This window comes from Halomarina pelagica (assembly GCF_024228315.1).
Classification (GTDB): Archaea; Halobacteriota; Halobacteria; order Halobacteriales; family Haloarculaceae; genus Halomarina; species Halomarina pelagica.
In genome coordinates this window covers 3,146,768-3,163,907 of sequence record NZ_CP100454.1, presented here as the reverse complement: position 1 = coordinate 3,163,907, position 17,140 = coordinate 3,146,768, and the positions used below count along the sequence as shown (strand labels likewise).

The following is a 17,140-nucleotide window of genomic DNA, read 5'->3' as shown; positions in this document are numbered from 1 at the left end:
ATGGCGACGGTGGAGATCGACGGGGCGGACGGGGGCGGGCAGGTCGTCAGGACCGCGCTCTCGCTCGCCGCCGTCACGGGTCGGCGCGTGCGCGTCGAGGACGTCCGCGGCGCGCGCCCGAACCCGGGGCTGCGCCCCCAGCACCTCGCCGCGGTGGCCCTCCTCGCCGCCGCCTGCGACGCCGACGTGGAGGGGGCGGAACTCGACTCGCGGACGGTGACGTTCGCGCCGCGGACGGTCCGCGGCGGCGACCTCACGGGCGACGTGGGGACCGCGGGGAGCGTCGCGCTGGTGTTCGACGCGCTCCTGCCGCTCGCGGCGGTTCTCGACGCGCCCCTGACCGTCGAGGCGGTCGGCGGGACGGACGTGACGTGGTCGCCGCCGATCGAGTACCCCCGCCGGGTGAAACTCCCCCTCCTCCGGGAGTACGGCCTCGACGCGTCGATCGACTGCGAGCGGACCGGCTTCTACCCGGCGGGCGGCGGCCGGGCGACGCTCGAACTCCGCCCCTCGGCACTCGCGCCGATCCGCCTCACGGAGCGCGGACCGCTCCGCCGGGTCGGGGTGTACTCGAAGGCGTCGGCGTCGCTCGCGGCCGCCGAGGTCGCTGACAGGCAGGCGACCGCCGCGGCCGAGATCCTCGGTGCGTCGGCCCTCCCCGTCGAGGTCGAACGGGTCGAGTACGTCGAGGCGGACTCCCCCGGCTCCTCGATCCTCCTCGTCGGGGAGTACGGGCGGACGAGAGTCGGCGCGAGCGCGCTGGGCGAGCGGGGCAAGCCCTCGGAGGCGGTCGCGGCGGACGCGGCGTCGGCGTTCGAGGCGCTCCACGACGCGGGTGCGGTGGTCGACCCGCACCTCGCGGATCAACTGCTCGTCGCGCTCGCGCTCTCGGGCGGGGTGCTCGAGATCCCGCGCGTCACCGACCACGTTCGGACGAACCTCGCCGCGATCCGGGCCTTCGGCTGCGAGGCGATCCTCGACGAGCGCCCGGACGGCACCGCGCGCGTCAGGGTGGAGACGCCGCTCGCTCCGCGCGGCGGAACTTCGCCCCGTAGCGGGTGACCCCCTCCTGCGTGTAGATCCGGCGGATCACCGCCCGGACCGCGTCGCCGACCGCCGCCTCGCCGACGAGTTGCGCCGGCAGGCTGGTCGTCTCGCCGTCGACCTCGAAGCGGACGATGGCGACGCCGAACCCGCCGGATCGGGCCTGCTGCTCCGCGAACTCCGGCGGCGCGCCGCCGCGCCCGATGCGGGTCACCGCCTCGATCACCCCCTCGCGGGGGAGTTCGACGGGGTCGTACTCGGCCAGCGCGCCACACTCCGAGCAGGCACCCTCGGGCGGGAACGCGAGCGCGCCGCAGTCGGGACAGCGCCCGGCGACGAGGCGGTGGCGCTGGGGGATCGAGCGCCGCCACGTCGGCACCGAGACGTACGCCGCGCCCGTCCCCGGTCCCTCGCCCGTGATCTCGCCGCGCAGGCGGAGCGCCCGCGCGTAGGACACCTCCTCGCCCCCGTCGAGCGCGAGGTCGGCCGGCACCCCGCCGTCGACCTCGATCCTGAGCACGTCCGCGCCCGCGCCGCTGCCGAACGCCGCCGCGACGACCGTCTCGTGTCCCGCTTCGAGCGCCCGCGCGAGCGACAGCGGAACGCTCGCCGCGCCCGTATCGCCGAGTTCGTGGACGGTCGCGCAGGCGCGCACGGCCTCGCGCTCGACGCCGAGCGCGCCCGCCGCGCGGTAGGGGAGCTTCCCGTCGGGGGCCTGCACCGCGGCGGCCGTCGCGTCGCCCGTCTCGACGCCCTCGGCGGCCCGCGAGAGGGTGTCGGTGAACGCCCGCCGATCGTAGCTCGTCACGCCGAGGCCGGAGAGCGTCTCGTCGCCGGTGGGCCGGAAGCGCGTCCCCGGGTAGGGCGTCGCGTACTCCCCCGACGCGACCGCGCGGGCCGCGCCGTCGGGCGCGCAGAGGAGGGCGACCGCGCCCGCGCCGGCCGCCTGCCCGAAGGCGTCGCCCGGTTCGCCCCGCGGCGCGTCGCTGGCGACCACGAGCGCCGTCGCGTCGGCGGGCGCGCAGAACAGCGCGCGAGTGGCGGCGCGCGTGCTCCCCGCGTGGGCCTGGAGGGACGCGCGCTCACCCACGCCGAGCATCGAGGCGAGCCGGGGGGTGAGTTCCTCCTCCGCCAGCGGCGGGGTGGTCGTCGCGAGCGCGAGGTGCTCGACCGCGTCGCCGCCGACGCCGGCGGCGTCGAGCGCGCGCCGGGCCGCCGCCGCGGCCATCGTCAGCGCGTCCTCGTCGGCGTCGGGGACCGCCACCGACTCGATCCCGGCAGCGTCCATCCGACCCCACGCCTCGCTGATCTCCCCGGCGGGCAGGCGGAACTCGGGCGCGTACGCGCCGACGGCGCGGATCGCGCGGATCACGCCGCACCACCCCCGCTCTCGCTCCCCCGCGCTCCCCGGTCGCTCGACCCTCCCGAGGAGCCGTCCTCCTCGCGCTCGAAGATGTGGACGACGGCTGCGCCGCCGCTGCCGCCGACGTTGTGGGTGAGTCCGATTCTCGGATCCTCGAGCTGTCGTTCGCCCGCCGCGCCGGTGAGCTGCTCGAACGCCTCGACGACCTGTCCCGCGCCGGTCGCGCCGATGGGGTGGCCCTTCGACTTCAGGCCCCCGGAGGTGTTGACGGGGAGGTCGCCGTCGATGGCGGTCGCGCCGGAGGCGACGAGTTCGCCGGCCTCGCCCGGCTCGCACAGCCCGAGATCCTCGTAGGCCACGAGTTCGGCGATGGCGAAGCAGTCGTGGACCTCCGCGAAGTCGAGGTCGTCGGGGCCGACGCCGGCCATCGCGTAGGCCCGCTCGGCGGCCGCGCGCGACGCCGGGATCGACGTGTAGGTGTCGCGCTGGAACAGCCCCACCGCGTCGCTCGCGGCCCCGACGCCCGCGACGCGGACGCGCTCGTCCGTGAACTCGTCGACGACGTCCTCGCTGGCGAGGAGGACGCACGCCGCGCCGTCCGTGGTCGGACAGCAGTGATAGAGCGTGAGGGGGTCGGCGACCGTGGGGGCGTTCGTCGCGTCCTCCAGCGAGCACTCGAACCCGAGCTGGGCGTGGGGGTTCTTCGCGCCGTTCGCGTGGTTCTTCACCGCGACGTGCGAGAGGTGCTCGGCCGTCGTCCCGTGCTCGGCCATGTGCGCGCTCGCCATCTGCGCGTAGACCCCCGCGAACGTCGTCCCCGAGAGGCGCTCCCACTCGGTCTCGCCGGAGACGCCCAGCCAGAACCGGACGGCGTCGCCCGAGACGTCGGTCATCACCTCGACGCCGCCCGCGAGGACGACGTCGGCCATGCCCGACCTGATCGCCATGACCGCCTGCCGGACCGCGTAGCCGCTCGCGGCGCAGGCGTTCTCGACGCGCGTGCACGGCACGCCCGCCAGACCGACGTGCTCCGTCACGGCCGGCCCGGGCAGGCCGAGCTGTCGCCCGCCGACTCCCAGGGTCCCGACGTACGCCTCGTCGACCTCCGCCGACTCGATCCCGTTCGGAACGCTGTCGCGCGCGGCCCCGTACGCCGTCGCGAACAGCGACCGATAGCTCTCCTCCGGGAACGAGCCGTAGTCCGACTGACCCGCCCCGACGAGGTACGCTTCCGTCATGTCTCCCCCTTCGTGCGGGACGTTATGACGGTGCAGGTTTCGTCGATCGGGTTCGACCCCATCTCGAAACGCGATAACAGTCTTTCGGTCCGGTGTTACGGGGGCGACCGCCCATCCTGTCGCAAAGGAGTAGGTTACCGCCAACTATTTAGTCGATGGTGCTAAACCAATTTTTAGATATGTCTAAACCATGGTCGGGTGGTGATCCCGATGCTTGACGCGGTCGTCGACATCTTCGTCGCCTCCGTGCGTGACGGCTTCGTGCAGGTCAGCGCGTTCGTCGCGGTCACCGTATTGTTGTTCAGCTACGTGCAGTACAGGACGGACGGACGGCTCATCCAGAAGCTCCGCGAGCACGAGCGTGCCCAGCCGTTCGTCGGCGCGCTGATGGGGCTCACCCCCGGTTGCGGCGGGGCGATCGTGATGATGCCGCTCTACGTCCGCGGCACCGTGAGCTTCGGCACCGTCGTGGCGACGCTCATCGCCACGGCCGGCGACTCGGCGTTCGTCATCCTCGCGCTCGCGCCCGAGGCGGGGCTGTACGCCTACGCCATCGCGTTCGTCGCCGCGGTCGTCTCCGGCTACGCCGTCGACACGATCGGGCTCGGGGTCGACCGCATCGACCGCGCCGTCAGTCGGTTGCGACCGACGGTCACCGACGGGGGCGCGGTCGCCAACGGCGGCCTCCCGACGCCCGGCGGGAGCAAGGTCCACCACTACGAGGCCGCGGAGTGCTGCGAGGTCGACGCCCCGACGCGCGAGTCGCCACTCCTCACCCGCCTGAGCGAGGTCGCGCTCGGCCTCTGGTGGGTCGCCGCGGCGGGCGCGCTCGTCGCGGGCGTACTCTACCTCGCTCGCGGCGCGCCGGACGTGCCGATCCGCCTCGGTCTCGACTACGCCGGGGCGTTCACCGTCTTCGGCATCACCGGCACTGCCCTGTCGTTCTACCTCTACTTCGTCGGGCGGCGCTACGTCGGCCACGGGCACGTCGGCCGCGGGCGGGACACGTTCGACAACGTGACCGAGACGCTCACTCACGCGGCGATGGAGACCTCCTTCGTGACGGTGTGGGTGCTCGCGGCGTACCTGCTGTATGAGTACCCCGTCGCGCTGCTGAACCTGGACGTGGCCGCCGTCGCGGCCGCGGCGGGACTGCTCGCGCCGATCGCGGGCGCGGTCGTCGGGCTCATCCCCGGCTGCGGGCCGCAGATCGTCCTCGCCACGGCCTACTCGCAGGGCGCGATCCCGTTCTCCGCGCTCACCGCCAACGCGATCAGCCAGGACGGCGACGCGCTGTTCCCGCTCATCGCCATCGACAAGAAGGCCGCCGTCGTCGCCAGCGTCTACACGACGATCCCGGCGCTGCTCGTCGGCGTCGGCCTCCACCTCCTGTTCGGCCCGATGTTCGGCTTCGGCGTCCTCTGAGCGGCGAACGTCAACGTCCGGCGGTACGCGACCCTCGAGATCACCGCCGTCGGCGCACTTTTCTCCGCTCGCCCGTTCACGTCCGGTAGCGAATGCTCGACGTGCGCCTCGGCGAACTGCGCGATCACCCCTTCGTCCGCGTCGGCCCGCCGGCCGGCGCGAGCGACGCGCCGCCGCTCGTCGTCGTCACGGGCCTCAACGATCCCCTGCTTCGCGTGACGGACGCCCTCTGGTTCGCCGGAGCCGTCGCCGCCTTCGGCGCGCGCCTCCGCCGCCGGGGGTACCCGGGACCGGTCTACGTCCTCAGCCGGCCGGCGGGCCTGCCGGCGGGGACGACGACGCGCGACATGGCCGCCGCCCTCGCCCCCGCGCTCGTCGCCGGCGACCTCGCCCCGGCGAACCTCCTCGGGCTCTCGATGGGCGGGTTCGTCGTCCAGCACCTCGCCGCCGACCGGCCCGACCTCGCGGCGCGCGTCGTCCTCGGGCTGGCGGCGGACCGCCTGAGCGCCCGCGGCCGCGCGACGGTCGAGCGCTGGCGCGCCTGGGCCGCGGCGGGCGAGTGGGGGCGGATCTACCGCGCGGGCGTCGAGAGCGTGGCCGTCGGCCCGCTCCGCCGCCTGCTGCGCGCGGCGACCTACCCCTACGACGCGCTCTCGCGGATCCCGCCCACCGCGATCGACTTCGACGTCTCGGCGCGGGCCTGCCTCGCACACGACGCGCGCGACCGCCTCCGCGAGATCGACGCGCCGACGCTCGTGATCGGCGGGACGCGCGATCCCTTCTTCGCCGGGCGGGCGTTCCGCCGGACCGCGGACGCGCTCCCCGACGGCGCGTTCGAGCGCCTCGACGGGCTGGGACACGAGGTCGTCGTCAGTCGGCGGGGACGGTTCGACGGGCCGGTGCTCGACCACCTCCGGTGACGCGGCGGCCGGGAAGACCTATGCCCGATCCCGCCTCCGATACCCGATATGTCCCGCTCTCCCCCTCCGCGGAGCCGTCGACCGGAGGTGCGTCCGTAGTGCTCGCCCGCGGCTGGGTGCCGAGCGCGCGTCTCCGGACGGCGGCGCTGTTCGTCGTCGCCGTGGCGCTGCTCACCGCACCCGTCTGGATGGCGGTCCTCCACGTCGGCGAGCCGTCGGTCACCTACCGAGCGGTGCCGGTGACCGCGACCGACGAGACGCTCCGGTTCGCCGACGGGCCGATCCACCTCGACCGCGAACTGGGTCGGACGCGCGACGTCGAGAACCTCGCCTGCGAGGACCCGGTCGACGACTCCCGCCCCTGCGTCGTCGACCGCGCGCTCGCGGGCGGCCGGCGCATCGCGGTGAACGCGTCCGCCGGCGGCCTCGATCCCGGCACGTCGGGCGAACTCTCGGTCAGGATCGACGAGGAGTTCACGGTGGTCGACGGGCGACTCTACCGACGGACCGCCCGCGCGGCGAACGGGACGCTCGTCCTCGGTCTCGAACGCGTCACCCCCGAGACGTTCCTGAACGAGACGGCGCGCGACGCGGGCGCGTACGCCGACCGAGAATCGCTGAGATCCGCAGAACCGGCGACCTACCGCGCCGCTCGGACCGGCGTCGCGACGTCCTACGGGTCGGCAGCCCCGAGTGGGGGCCGAACGAGCCAGCTCTTCGAGACCGACGACGGCTACGTGCTGGTGAAGGCCGCGGAGCGGGATCCCGGCTGGTCGGAGACGGCGCGGACGCTCGCGGCCGCAGGCGGGTTCGTCCTCGGCGCGCGCCTCCTCCTGCGCGGCCGGCGCACCTAACCCGTCGCCCTTTTCGACCCTCCCCCGGAACGAGTGGGTATGAACGACGCGACGGGATGGTTCGACGGCCTCGACCCCGGCGACGAGGCGGGAGCCGTCGAACGCATCCGCGAGGGACGGAGCGACGCGCCCGACGACTGGCCCGCGCTGGCCGTCGAGGCGGGCTTCGCCGCCGACGAGGACGAGTACTACGCCCTGCTCCACGAGGTGACCACGACCGCCGCCCGCGAGGCGGTCCGGGAGCGCGAGGGTGCCGACGACCGCCAGCTCGTCCACGCGGTGCGCGCGATGGACGATTCGGAGCGCGTGGCGAACGAACTCGCCGAGCGCGTCTCCGAGTGGGCGGGGACGCGCTTCGAGGACGCCGGGACGGGCGTCGAGTACGCCCGCGAGGTGGCCGAGGCGGATCCGGCGGACCCGACCGACGAGCGCCTCGTCGCGCTCGCGGCGCGGGTTGCCGACCTCGCCGACGAGAGCGAGGCGCTCAGGGGGTACGTCGAGCGGACCGCGCCGGAGGTCGCGCCGAACCTCTCGACGCTGGCCGGGCCGGTGCTCGCCGCGCGGCTGATCGCCCTCGCGGGCGGCCTCGGCGCGCTGGCGAAGAAGCCGAGCGGTACCGTGCAGGTGCTGGGCGCGGAGGACGCGCTGTTCGCCCACCTGCGGGGCCGCGGGCCGTCGCCGAAGCACGGCGTCATCTACGTCCACGAGTACGTGAAGGGGACCCGCCCCGACCGGCGCGGGTCGGCCGCGCGGGCGCTCGCGGGCAAGCTCTCGATCGCCGCCCGGGTGGACTACTACTCGGGCGACCCGAAGCCCGAACTCGCGGCGGAACTGGACGCGCGCATCGAGCGTATCCGGGGGCGGGAGGCGTGACGCCGTCGCTCCCCGCGGGCGTCGAGCGGCGGCCGTTCGACGGTCGCGAGCGCCTCGCGACGCGCGGCGAACCCGTCTACGGCGAGCCGACCGACGGCGACTGGCGGCTGTGGGACGCCCGCCGCTCGAAGCTCGGCGCGATGCTGGAGAAGGGGATGGACGTCGGCCTCGCGGGCGGCGAGACCGTCCTCTACCTCGGCGCGGCCTCCGGGACGACCGTGAGCCACGTCGCCGACTTCGCCGGCCCGACCTACGCGGTCGAGTTCGCCGCCCGCCCCGCCCGCGACCTGCTCTCGGTCGCCGCGTCCCGCCCGAACCTCTTTCCCCTGCTCAAGGACGCCCGGAAACCGGAGACGTACGCGCACGTCGTCGAGCCGGTGGACGCGATCGTGCAGGACGTCGCCACCCGCGGGCAGGCGCGCGTCGCGACCGCGAACCGGCGGTTCCTCCGCGAGGGCGGCCGCCTGCTCGCCGCGGTGAAGGCGCGCAGCGAGGACGTGACCGCGGACCCCGAGGCCGTCTTCGACGCCTTCCTCGACGATCTCGACGGGTACGAGGTGCTCGAGACGGCCCGACTCGAACCGTTCCACGACGATCATCTCGCCGTCGTCGCGCGGCGGGTCTGACGCACGCTTTTGCCCTCGGCGTCCCTACGGTGATTCATGAGTCTCGACGCGGAGGCCCCCGACCCCCCCGAACTCCGGCACGCGCTCGACCCGGACGACTACGCGGACGCGGACGTGATGGGCGACGAGTACCGCCGCGAGGAACTGGAGGCGTTCCTCCGCGACGGCGCGTGGGAGCGGTCGTTCAACGAGTGGAGCGAGCACACCGACGTCGGCGAGACGGAGTGGGGGATCGTCCTCGACCTCGGTCTCGTCTCGGAGTTCGACTTCTTCTGGGACGACTTCGCCGACCGGGTCGGCTATCACGCCCCCGGCCTCCCCGAGGACTGGCGCGAGCGCGACCTCCACCCCGACCTCGACTCCTGGGGCAAGGTGTCGGCCATCAACGCCGGCCTGACCGAACTCGGGCAGGTCGTCTCGGACGTGCTCAAGGAGGAGTACATCGACTGGGAGTCCGAGTTCGAAGCGCCCGACGACCTCCCCGACTTCTAACGCGCGGGTCCCCGACTTCTAACGCGCGGGGTTTGATACCCCGGCGGATCCAACGACCCCTATGACCGACTGGACCGACCGCATCGTCGGCGCGCGCATGGCGACCGACCGCGAGTTCGAGGAGCGCATCGAGGCCTCCGAGTTCACCCGCCAGCAGTGGGGGCTGATCATGACCGCGACCGAGTTCGAGGTGGAGCACCCCGAGGACCCCGAACGGGCGCGCCTCGTCGGGAACACCGACAGCCTCCCCGCCGTCGTTCCCGAACTGGAGCGCATGGAGAGCCGCGGCCCGATGGGGGCGGGCGGCGCGGGCGCGGGCAGTTCCTCCGGCGGCGGCGGTGGGGGCGGCGGCGGATTGTTCGGCTCCATCAAGAGCGCGCTCGGCCTCGGCGGTGGCGGCGGCGGCTTCGACGAGGAGAAGGTCCGGCGGGCGGAGGCGCTCGTCGGGGAGTACGCAGAGCGCCTGCAGGCGTTCCTGGAGGACCGCGGACGGTGGGACGAGGTCAGGGAAGCTGCGAGCGAGGGAGAGAGGGAGGAATAGACCGGGCGCGTGCGGTCACGCTCCGTCGCCATCCCGGTACATCTCGCGAGGATCCTCGACGGTGAGCCCGTCGATCCGGTCGAATCCACCGTCGGAAGTGACGACCGGTACGCCGAGCGACCGCGCGACACCGGCGATCATCATGTCCGGGTGTCGAATGCGCTGACCCTTCCCCTCGAGTTCGGCACGGATACGTGCACCTTCGAGCGCGTGGGAACGAGTGTAATCGAGGCAGTCGACCCACGGGAGATCCCGATCGACCGTCTCCGGCTCGCGGTCGACCCGCACCGCGCCGTGGTATAGCTCGTAGAACCCGGCCACGGGGAGGACGAGGTCTTCGTCCCGATGGTCGAGTCGGTACTGCTTGGCGTGCTCGCGGCCACGAAGGAAGTCGGCGCAGTAGCTGCTGTCGAGGACCTTCACGGCCCCGCCTCGAAGTCCTCGTCCATCTCCCGCTTCACCTCGCGAACGGCCTCGTCGATCTCGGTATCGCTCCACGTGCCGAAGCCAGCCAGCGGATCGTCGTCCTCCAGTTCGCGGACGATAACGTCCTCGAAGCTCTCGTTTCCCCGCTTTCGGGCGCGGAGCCTCCGCCACGTCTCCTCCGAGACGCGGATCGTCTTTCCACCCATTTACACATCGATGTATACGCCGGGTTCGTATGAAGGTTCGTCCTCGACGTTTCGCCGTCGATGGTTCTTCCGCCGAGCGTAGTCGGCCGCCGCGTCAGCGTGAAAACGGGGAACGGCGAACGTCAGTCCAGCCGTCCGACGATCGCGCCGGTCACGTCCTCGGTGGTCGCGCTCCCGCCCAGGTCGGGCGTGCGCGGGCCGTCCTCCAGGACGGCCTCGACCGCCGAGCGGACGCGCGCGCCCTCCTCGTCGTACCCGAGGTGTTCGAGCAGCATCGCCGCGCTCAGGACCGTCGCCACGGGGTTCGCGGTCCCCTCGCCGGCGATGTCCGGCGCGGTGCCGTGGACGGGTTCGAACAGCGCGTTGTCGTCGCCGACGTTGGCGCTCGGGAGGAGGCCGAGGCCGCCGACCAGCCCCGCCGCGAGGTCCGAGAGCACGTCGCCCGCGAGGTTCGGGCAGATCACGACGCCGTACTCCTCCGGGCGGAGGACGAGGTGCATCGCGAGCGCGTCCATCAGCGCCTCGTCGTGGGCCGCGCCGCGCTCGTCGGCGACGGCGCGCACCGCGTCGAGGAACTGCCCGTCGGTGGTGCGCATCACGTTCGCCTTGTGCGCGACGGTGACGTCGTCGCCGCGCGCCTCGGCGTAGTCGAAGCCGAACTCGGCGATGCGCCGGGAGGCGTCCTCGGTGACGACGCGGGTGAGCGTCGTCACGCCCGGCGCGATCTCGCTCTCGATGCCCGCGTAGACGCCCTCGGTGTTCTCGCGGACGAACACGAGGTCCGTCTCGGGTTTGAGCGCGTCCACGCCGGGATAGGCGCGGGCGGGCCGGACGTTCGCGTAGCTCCCCACCGCGGCCCGCAGCGGGAGGATCACGTCCGCGGCGGTCTCTCCCGCCGCGCCGAACAGCGTGGCGTCGGCCTCGCGGACGACCTCGACCGTCCCCTCGGGGAGCGCCTCGCCGGTCTCCTCGCGGACGCGGTCGCCCGCCTCGGCCTCGACGAACTCGACGTCGACGTCGAGCGCGGAGAGCACCTCGACGGCGGCCGGGACGACCTCCCGCCCGATCCCGTCGCCGGGGACGACGGCGATCCGGTCAGTCATCGACGTACGGGAGCGAGGCTGCCGTGGCCTCGATCTCCCCCTCGTTCGCGGCCATGAGGGCCGTGGTGTCCCACTTCCCCTCGACCAGCGCGGTGCGTTGGGTCTCGTCCACGGACGCCTCGACCGTCACGTCGCCGTAGCTGACGCGCTCGTCGGCCACGTCCACGGCGATCGGTTCGTCGGGGTGCGCGTCGACGAAGTCCTGGAGGGCCTCGATCGACGCCGCGTCGGCGGTGACGGTCGGGATGCCGAGCGCGAGGCAGTTGCCCGCGAAGATCTCCGCGAAGCTCTCGCCCACCACCGCGTCGATCCCCCAGCGCATGAGCGCCTGCGGGGCGTGCTCGCGCGAGGAGCCGCAGCCGAAGTTGCTGTTCACGACGAGCACCGAGGCCTCCCGAAAGCGCGCCTCGTTGAACGGGTGGTCCCGGGGGGTATCGTCCTCGTCGTACCGCTGGTCGAAGAACGCGAACTCCCCGATGCCGTCGAAGGTGACGACCTTCAGGAAGCGCGCCGGGATGATCTGGTCCGTGTCGATGTCGTCGCCGCGGACCGGGACGCCCGTCCCCTCGACGCGGCGGACGGGCTCCGCGCCCGCGCCGTCGGCCGAGTGCGAGGTCGACGGCGAACTCATGCGACCGCCACCTCCGGAAGCTCCCGCACGTCCGTCACCTCGCCGGTCACGGCGGCGGCGGCGACCATCAACGGGCTCATGAGGATCGTCCGCCCCTCGGGGCTGCCCTGCCGCCCGACGAAGTTGCGGTTCGAGGAGGAGGCGCAGACCTCGTCGCCCACCAGCTGGTCCTCGTTCATGCCGAGGCACATCGAACAGCCGGCGGCGCGCCAGTCGAAGCCCGCCTCGCGGAACACGTCGTCCAGCCCCTCGGCCTCGGCGGCGGCCTTCACGCGCTGGCTGCCGGGGACGACCATCGCCCGCACGTCGGGATGGACCTCGCGCCCGCGGACGACGCGCGCGGCGTCGCGCAGGTCCGAGAGCCGGGCGTTGGTGCAGGAGCCGAGGAAGGCGACGTCCACGGGGTAACCCTCCATCGTCTCGCCCGGCGCGACGCGCATGTGCTCCTGGGCGCGCCCCGCCACCTCCCGCCTCCCGTCCGGGAGGTCCGCGGGGTCGGGGATCGGATCGGAGATGCCGACGCCCTGGCCGGGCGTGGTGCCCCAGGTGACCATCGGCTCCAGGGCGGAGGCGTCGAGTTCGTACACGTCGTCGTACTCGGCGTCCGCGTCGGAGCGGATCGACTCCCAGTACTCGCGAAGGCGCTCGAACCGCTCCGGGTCGTCCCGGAAGGCGTCGGTCTCGCGCAGCCACTCGTAGGTCGTCGCGTCGGGGTTGACGTAGCCCGTGCGCGCGCCGGCCTCGACGGACATGTTGCAGATGCTCATCCGGCCCTCCATCGACAGCGACTCGACGGCCTCGCCGGCGTACTCGTAGACGTAGCCGACGCCGCCGTCGGTGCCGAGATCGCGGATCAGCGCGAGGATCACGTCCTTCGCCGTGACGCCCTCGCCGAGTTCGCCGGTGACCTCGATCCGGCGCACCCGCTTCTTCTCCAGCGCGATACACTGCGTGGCGAGTACGTCGCGGATCTGGCTCGTCCCGATGCCGAACGCGAGCGCGCCGAACGCGCCGTGCGTGCAGGTGTGAGAGTCCCCGCAGACGATGGTCATCCCCGGCTGGGTGAGCCCCTGCTCCGGACCGATGACGTGGACGATGCCCTGCCGGCCCGTCGTCGGGTCGTCGAAGTCGATGGCGCTGTCGGCGACGTTCGACTCCAGCGCCGACATCATCTCCTCCGCGGCCTCGTCGGCGTAGGGTCGAGACTGGTCCGCCGTCGGGACGATGTGATCCACCGTCGCGTGCGTGCGGTCCGGGCGGGCGACCTCCAGCCCGCGCTCCTCTAACATGCCGAACGCCTGCGGGCTGGTCACCTCGTGGACGAGGTGCAGGCCGACGAACAGCTGATCCTGCCCGCTCGGCAGCGTGCCCACGCGGTGGCGGTCCCACACCTTGTCGTAGAGCGTCCCCCGACTCATCGTCGTACGCCTACGGATCGGGCGCTATGTACGGTCACGCGGACTCCCCGCGGTTCTCTCTCCCGCCGCGATCGCGTCTCTCCTCGGCCTCGGCTTCCTCGCCGCGCTCGTGGACGCGGTTCGCCCCCTCGCCGTGTGGCGGCTCGTGGCTCACGTCCCGGAGTCGCTCGCGGCCCGGGGAGCGCGACCCCTCGCGCGAGGGGTCGCGACCGCCGTCGGCGGCCACGGCCGGCCCGCGCTCGTAGGCGATGGTCTCGCCGAACGCCTCGTCCGTGTAGGGGTTCGTGTGGCTCAGCTCACCCAGCGTCGGGCGGTGCGTTCGCTCGTCCGTTCGTCGCTTCGGATTCGATCGTGGTGTCTCGGTCATCGTCTCGTCTCAGTCGTCCGCCGACGGTTTCGGCGGCTGTTCTTCCGTCTCGGCGTCCTCCCCCGCCCACGCGAACAGCGAGCGCAGCTCCGCGCCCACGTCCTCGATGTCGTGGTCGATCTCGGCCTGCCGACGCTGGGTGTAGCTCGGGCGGCCCGCCTGGTTCTCCGCGATCCACTCGCGGGCGAACTCGCCGTTCTGGACCCCCTCGAGTATCTCCCGCATGTTCTCGCGCACGTGGTCGTCCACGATCTCCTCGCCGCGGGTGAGCCCGCCGTACTCGGCGGTGTCGGAGACGGAGTTCCACATCTCCGCGAGCCCGCCCTCGTAGAACAGGTCCACGATGAGCTTCATCTCGTTCAGGCACTCGAAGTAGGCCATCTCGGGGCTGTAGCCCGCCTCGACGAGCGTCTCGTAGCCGCCCTTGATGAGGGCCGTGATGCCGCCGCAGAGCACCGCCTGCTCGCCGAAGAGGTCCGTCTCGGTCTCCTCCTGGAAGGTCGTCTCGATGACGCCCGCCCGGGTGCAGCCGATCGCCTGCGCGTAGGCGAGCGCCTCGTCCTTCGCCTCGCCGGTGGCGTCCTGGTAGACCGCGAGCAGGCCGGGCGTCCCCTGGTCCGCCTGGAAGTTGCGCCGGACGAGGTGGCCCGGCGACTTGGGCGCGATCATCGTCACGTCCACGTCCTCGGGCGGGCGGATCTGGTTGTAGTGGATGTTGAACCCGTGGGCGAACATCAGGGTGTCGCCCGCCTCCAGTTCGTCCGCTATCTCGTCGAACACGGCCGGCTGGACGGTGTCGGGGACGAGCATCGTCACGACGTCCGCGTCTGCGGCCGCCTCCCTCGCGGTGGTCACCCGCAGGCCGTCGTCGCGGGCCACGGCGCGCGAGTCGGAGTCCTCGCGCAGACCGACCACCACGTCGACCCCGCTGTCCGCGAGGTTGAGCGCGTGGGCGTGGCCCTGGCTACCGTACCCGAGGACGGCTACGGTCTTGTCGGTGATGTGATCGGACTGTGCGTCGTCGTCGTAGTAGATCGTCGCGGTATCGCTCATTGGTATGATTGGTCTGGGTCTACGTCTGTCTGGTTCTGCGTCCGCTGCATCCGTTCGTACCGTTCCTCCTCGGCGTCGGTCGTCCACTCGTCGCCGCGGGCCAGCGCGGTCTGCCCCGTGCGCGCGAGTTCGCGGATGCCGAACTGTCGGTAGGCGTCGATCGCGTCGTCGATCTTCTGCTCGTCGCCGGTGATCTCGACGGTGATCGTGCGCGGGCCGGCGTCGAGCGTCCGGCCGTCGTACATCTGGGTTATCGCGTTGACCTTGTCGGGCTCGTCGCCGTGCACCTTCAGCACGACGAGTTCGCGCCGGACGGCGTCGCTCCCGAGTTCGCGGACCGAGATGACCGGCTGGAGCTTCAGGAGCTGTTTCTCCACCTGCCTGACCCCCGGCTCCGGTTCCTCGATGACCAGCGTGATGCGGGCCGTCTCGGGGTTGGTCGTCGACCCGACGGTCAGCGACTCGATGTTGAACTGCCGCCGGCTGACGAGCCCGGAGACCTTCGCCAGCACGCCCGGCTCGTGGTAGACGAGCGCCGAGATGGCGGTCCGACGCGGCTCGTGGGTCGCCTCCGCGTGCGGATCGACGCGGATTCCCTGCGAGGAGCGCCGACCCTTCGGACGGGGGCGCTCTTCGGGTGCAGGCCCCCGCATCATAGGTGGTCCTCCGAGAGGGCGAACTGGTCGTTCGCGCCGCCGCTCGGCACCATCGGGTAGACGTTCTCCGCGGGGTCGATGTAGGCGTCGACGACCGACGGCCCGTCGTAGGCGACGGCGGCCTCGAGCGTGTCCGCGACGTCGTCGTACTCCGTCAGCGTGAACCCGCGCGCGCCGAACGCCTCCGCGAGCTTGGCGAAGTCGGGCATCCACGCGTACTCGGAGGCCATCCGGCGGCCGTCGAAGAAGGCGTCCTGCCACTGACGGACCATCCCGATCGCCTCGTTGTTCAGGACGATCACGGTGACGTCGAGGTTCTCTCGCACCGCGACGGACAGCTCCTGCATCGTCATCAGGAACGAGCCGTCGCCGTCGAAGCAGACGACCTCCCGGTCCGGCGCGGCGAGCTTCGCGCCGATGGCCGCCGGGAGCCCGTAGCCCATCGTCCCCAGCCCGTGAGAGGAGACGTACGTGCGCGGCTCGGTGTAGGTCCAGAACTGGGCGGCCCACATCTGGTGCTGCCCGACGCCCGTCGTGACGATGGCGTCGTCCGGCGTGATGGCGTCGAGCGCCTCGACGACGAACTGCGGCTTGAGCGGCTCGTCGTCGGGCGCGTCGTAGGTCAGCGGGTACTCCTCCTTCCACGTCGCGCACTGCTCGCGCCACGCGTCCCAGCGATCGCCGGCCCGCGCCGCCTCGGCAGGTCCGTCCGACAGCGCGTCGTACAGCTGATCGAGCACCGTCCCCGCGTCGCCCACCAGCGGGTAGTCCGCGTGGACGTTCTTCGAGATCTCGGCGGGGTCGATGTCGACGTGGACGACCTCGGCGTCCGGCGCGAACGTCTCGATGCCGCCCGTGAGGCGGTCGTCGAAGCGCGTCCCGACGGCGAGCAGGCAGTCGGTGTGGCTGATCGCCATGTTGGCGTAGCCGGTGCCGTGCATCCCGGCCCACGACAGCGACAGCTCGTGGTCCTCGGGGAACGTCCCGATGCCGGGCATGGTCGTGACGACGGGGATCTCGAACGCCGTCGCGAACCGCCGCAGCTCCTCGCTCGCCTCGCCCTTCGTGACGCCGCCGCCGGAGAGGATCAGCGGCTTCTCCGCGCGGGCGAGGGCGGCCGCGGCCGCCTCGACCGCCTCGGCGTCGGCCGACGGCGTCGGCGTTCCCTCGGGCGGTTCCGCCTCGCGGGCCTCCGTCTCCGCGGTCGTGACGTCCTTCGGGAGGTCGACCAGCGTCGGGCCGGGGCGGCCCTCGCCGGCGAGCGCGAACGCCTCCGCGACGAGGTCGCCCACCGCGTCGACGTCGTCAGCGAAGTAGTTCGCCTTGGTGATGGGACGGGTGACACCGACCGTGTCCGTCTCCTGGAAGGCGTCGTTGCCGACGAAGTCCGTCGGCACCTGCCCCGTGAGCGCGACGACGGGATCGGAGTCCATGTCCGCGTCGGCGATGCCCGTCACGAGGTTGGTCGCGCCGGGGCCGGACGTGGCGAAGCAGACGCCGGGCCGCCCCGTCACCTGTCCGTAGGCGTCGGCGGCGTGGGCCGCCCCCTGCTCGTGGGCCATCGTCACGTGCGCGATGTCCGAGTCGTACAGCGCGTCGTAGACGGGCATGATCGCCCCGCCCTGCACGCCGAAGACGTGCTCGACGCCCGCCGACTCGAGCGCGGCGACGACGGCCGCCGCCCCGGTCGTGCGCGCCGCGGCCGTCGACTGGTCCGCCGCGACGGACTCGGCGTCGGCGCTGTCCGCCCCGTCCGCCTCGTCCGACGGTTCCCGTTCCTCCGTCGCCTCCGTCGCTTCCGTCGCTTCCGTTTCGGGCGTCGGCTGAGCGGCCGCCTGGGCCCGTGAACCTGGTTCACTCATGCTGTTCCTCCGCGTCGTGTTCGGTGTGGTGATGTGCTCGCG

19 protein-coding genes are annotated in these 17,140 nt (G+C 72.6%); 8 read left to right on the top strand and 11 right to left on the bottom strand.

The annotated features are described in order from the left end of the window. On the top strand, window positions 1–1,062 hold the full coding sequence (gene rtcA / locus NKI68_RS16455) for an RNA 3'-terminal phosphate cyclase (RefSeq protein ID WP_254544208.1): 1,062 nt from the start codon (window positions 1–3) through the stop codon (window positions 1,060–1,062). Here rtcA and NKI68_RS16450 read toward each other — a convergent pair. Together NKI68_RS16450 and NKI68_RS16445 are read right to left on the bottom strand one after the other, a co-directional pair. Beyond that, on the bottom strand, window positions 1,007–2,413 hold the full coding sequence (locus NKI68_RS16450; RefSeq protein WP_368410958.1) for a zinc ribbon domain-containing protein: 1,407 nt from the start codon (window positions 2,411–2,413) through the stop codon (window positions 1,007–1,009). The genes rtcA and NKI68_RS16450 overlap by 56 nt on opposite strands. Beyond that, window positions 2,413–3,645: a thiolase domain-containing protein gene (locus NKI68_RS16445; protein ID WP_254544206.1), complete on the bottom strand. Its 1,233-nt coding sequence runs from the start codon at window positions 3,643–3,645 to the stop codon at window positions 2,413–2,415. The genes NKI68_RS16450 and NKI68_RS16445 overlap by 1 nt, the downstream gene beginning before the upstream one ends. A gap of 210 nt (window positions 3,646–3,855) precedes the next feature. Between NKI68_RS16445 and NKI68_RS16440 the strand changes: the two genes are divergently transcribed. From NKI68_RS16440 to NKI68_RS16410, 7 genes are all read left to right on the top strand, one after another. Then, a complete protein-coding gene (locus NKI68_RS16440; protein ID WP_254544205.1) occupies window positions 3,856–5,070 on the top strand; it encodes a putative manganese transporter in 1,215 nt (404 codons plus the stop codon). Window positions 5,071–5,162: 92 nt separating this feature from the next. After that, on the top strand, window positions 5,163–5,990 hold the full coding sequence (locus NKI68_RS16435; RefSeq protein ID WP_254544204.1) for an alpha/beta fold hydrolase: 828 nt from the start codon (window positions 5,163–5,165) through the stop codon (window positions 5,988–5,990). Window positions 5,991–6,088: 98 nt separating this feature from the next. Further along, window positions 6,089–6,844, top strand: a complete 756-nt coding sequence (locus NKI68_RS16430; RefSeq protein ID WP_254544203.1) for a hypothetical protein — start codon at window positions 6,089–6,091, stop codon at window positions 6,842–6,844. Window positions 6,845–6,883: 39 nt separating this feature from the next. After that, complete coding sequence (locus NKI68_RS16425) at window positions 6,884–7,717, top strand: NOP5/NOP56 family protein (RefSeq protein WP_254544202.1); 834 nt, start codon at window positions 6,884–6,886, stop codon at window positions 7,715–7,717. Further along, window positions 7,714–8,343: a fibrillarin-like rRNA/tRNA 2'-O-methyltransferase gene (locus tag NKI68_RS16420; RefSeq protein ID WP_254544201.1), complete on the top strand. Its 630-nt coding sequence runs from the start codon at window positions 7,714–7,716 to the stop codon at window positions 8,341–8,343. The genes NKI68_RS16425 and NKI68_RS16420 overlap by 4 nt, the downstream gene beginning before the upstream one ends. A 36-nt stretch (window positions 8,344–8,379) precedes the next feature. Beyond that, window positions 8,380–8,835 (top strand): DUF7992 family protein, encoded by a 456-nt coding sequence (locus NKI68_RS16415; protein ID WP_254544200.1) that lies wholly within the window; start codon window positions 8,380–8,382, stop codon window positions 8,833–8,835. A 61-nt stretch (window positions 8,836–8,896) separates the two neighbouring features. Further along, window positions 8,897–9,376, top strand: coding sequence for a DUF5799 family protein (locus tag NKI68_RS16410; protein ID WP_254544199.1), 480 nt, complete (start codon window positions 8,897–8,899; stop codon window positions 9,374–9,376). 15 nt (window positions 9,377–9,391) lie between these two features. On the opposite strand, the gene NKI68_RS16405 is transcribed toward NKI68_RS16410, so the two are convergent. From NKI68_RS16405 to ilvB, 9 genes are all read right to left on the bottom strand, one after another. Beyond that, window positions 9,392–9,799, bottom strand: a complete 408-nt coding sequence (locus NKI68_RS16405) for a PIN domain-containing protein (protein ID WP_254544198.1) — start codon at window positions 9,797–9,799, stop codon at window positions 9,392–9,394. Continuing rightward, window positions 9,796–10,008 (bottom strand): antitoxin VapB family protein, encoded by a 213-nt coding sequence (locus NKI68_RS16400; RefSeq protein ID WP_254544197.1) that lies wholly within the window; start codon window positions 10,006–10,008, stop codon window positions 9,796–9,798. Before NKI68_RS16400 ends, NKI68_RS16405 begins: the two co-directional genes overlap by 4 nt. A gap of 122 nt (window positions 10,009–10,130) precedes the next feature. Next, window positions 10,131–11,111, bottom strand: coding sequence for an isocitrate/isopropylmalate family dehydrogenase (locus NKI68_RS16395; protein ID WP_254544196.1), 981 nt, complete (start codon window positions 11,109–11,111; stop codon window positions 10,131–10,133). After that, window positions 11,104–11,742: a 3-isopropylmalate dehydratase small subunit gene (gene leuD, locus NKI68_RS16390; protein WP_254544195.1), complete on the bottom strand. Its 639-nt coding sequence runs from the start codon at window positions 11,740–11,742 to the stop codon at window positions 11,104–11,106. Before leuD ends, NKI68_RS16395 begins: the two co-directional genes overlap by 8 nt. After that, window positions 11,739–13,160, bottom strand: coding sequence for a 3-isopropylmalate dehydratase large subunit (leuC, locus tag NKI68_RS16385; protein ID WP_254544194.1), 1,422 nt, complete (start codon window positions 13,158–13,160; stop codon window positions 11,739–11,741). The genes leuD and leuC overlap by 4 nt, the downstream gene beginning before the upstream one ends. 34 nt (window positions 13,161–13,194) lie before the next feature. Then, a complete protein-coding gene (locus tag NKI68_RS16380) occupies window positions 13,195–13,527 on the bottom strand; it encodes a DUF7989 family protein (RefSeq protein ID WP_254544193.1) in 333 nt (110 codons plus the stop codon). A 9-nt stretch (window positions 13,528–13,536) separates the two neighbouring features. Then, a complete protein-coding gene (ilvC, locus tag NKI68_RS16375; RefSeq protein ID WP_254544192.1) occupies window positions 13,537–14,580 on the bottom strand; it encodes a ketol-acid reductoisomerase in 1,044 nt (347 codons plus the stop codon). Beyond that, window positions 14,577–15,233 carry an acetolactate synthase small subunit gene (gene ilvN, locus NKI68_RS16370; RefSeq protein WP_254544191.1) on the bottom strand — a complete coding sequence of 219 codons (657 nt, stop codon included), beginning with the start codon at window positions 15,231–15,233 and terminating at the stop codon, window positions 14,577–14,579. The genes ilvC and ilvN overlap by 4 nt, the downstream gene beginning before the upstream one ends. After that, on the bottom strand, window positions 15,233–17,098 hold the full coding sequence (gene ilvB / locus NKI68_RS16365) for a biosynthetic-type acetolactate synthase large subunit (RefSeq protein WP_254544190.1): 1,866 nt from the start codon (window positions 17,096–17,098) through the stop codon (window positions 15,233–15,235). Before ilvB ends, ilvN begins: the two co-directional genes overlap by 1 nt. Between the last annotated feature and the right edge of the window lie 42 nt (window positions 17,099–17,140).

Coding starts and splice junctions, on each gene's coding strand:
- NKI68_RS16435 (WP_254544204.1), top strand. CDS start 5,163: ATGCTCGACGTGCGCCTCGGCGAACTGCGCGATCACCCCTTCGTCCGC.
- ilvN (WP_254544191.1), bottom strand. CDS start 15,233: ATGCGGGGGCCTGCACCCGAAGAGCGCCCCCGTCCGAAGGGTCGGCGC.
- NKI68_RS16395 (WP_254544196.1), bottom strand. CDS start 11,111: ATGACTGACCGGATCGCCGTCGTCCCCGGCGACGGGATCGGGCGGGAG.
- rtcA (WP_254544208.1), top strand. CDS start 1: ATGGCGACGGTGGAGATCGACGGGGCGGACGGGGGCGGGCAGGTCGTC.
- NKI68_RS16425 (WP_254544202.1), top strand. CDS start 6,884: ATGAACGACGCGACGGGATGGTTCGACGGCCTCGACCCCGGCGACGAG.
- NKI68_RS16440 (WP_254544205.1), top strand. CDS start 3,856: ATGCTTGACGCGGTCGTCGACATCTTCGTCGCCTCCGTGCGTGACGGC.
- NKI68_RS16445 (WP_254544206.1), bottom strand. CDS start 3,645: ATGACGGAAGCGTACCTCGTCGGGGCGGGTCAGTCGGACTACGGCTCG.
- NKI68_RS16410 (WP_254544199.1), top strand. CDS start 8,897: ATGACCGACTGGACCGACCGCATCGTCGGCGCGCGCATGGCGACCGAC.
- ilvB (WP_254544190.1), bottom strand. CDS start 17,098: ATGAGTGAACCAGGTTCACGGGCCCAGGCGGCCGCTCAGCCGACGCCC.
- leuC (WP_254544194.1), bottom strand. CDS start 13,160: ATGAGTCGGGGGACGCTCTACGACAAGGTGTGGGACCGCCACCGCGTG.
- NKI68_RS16415 (WP_254544200.1), top strand. CDS start 8,380: ATGAGTCTCGACGCGGAGGCCCCCGACCCCCCCGAACTCCGGCACGCG.
- leuD (WP_254544195.1), bottom strand. CDS start 11,742: ATGAGTTCGCCGTCGACCTCGCACTCGGCCGACGGCGCGGGCGCGGAG.
- NKI68_RS16400 (WP_254544197.1), bottom strand. CDS start 10,008: ATGGGTGGAAAGACGATCCGCGTCTCGGAGGAGACGTGGCGGAGGCTC.
- ilvC (WP_254544192.1), bottom strand. CDS start 14,580: ATGAGCGATACCGCGACGATCTACTACGACGACGACGCACAGTCCGAT.
- NKI68_RS16380 (WP_254544193.1), bottom strand. CDS start 13,527: ATGACCGAGACACCACGATCGAATCCGAAGCGACGAACGGACGAGCGA.